The 363-nt window shown below is 57.0% G+C and carries 1 protein-coding gene; it reads left to right on the top strand.

Annotation, left to right across the window (positions count from 1 at the left end):
- Positions 1-363: DmsC/YnfH family molybdoenzyme membrane anchor subunit (locus AC1DUP_RS36840; RefSeq protein WP_477837404.1), on the top strand; the 363-nt coding region annotated here is incomplete at both ends.

Raw genomic sequence — 363 nt, 5'->3', positions numbered from 1 at the left:
CCCCAGCTTTGGGCAAAATCTGGCTGGTTGTCAGCCAGCTTCTGGGTATCGTTTTTGTCTGGGCGATGACCCGGGTCTATCAGATAGAGACTGTCCCGACCTGGTATACGGGTTACACCACGCTGAGCTTCTTCCTGACGATGGTCCTTGCTGGTCCTCTGCTGGCCGCGCTGCTGCTACGCGTCGCAAACGTGACATTCAAAGGTACTCTTGCCGCGTCTGTCAGCGTACTGGCAATTATCGTCTGCGTGGCGGTCGTCGTGTTGCAAAGCAATACGCTGGGGACGATACAGAGTTCCATCCAGCAGGCCAGCGCCCTGCTGCCAGATTATGGTTCGCTTCAGGTATGGCGCATCGCGTTGC

The sequence above is a fragment of the Rhizobium sp. 01L419 genome, assembly GCF_056400025.1.
This window is presented reverse-complemented; position numbering and strand designations above follow the sequence as displayed.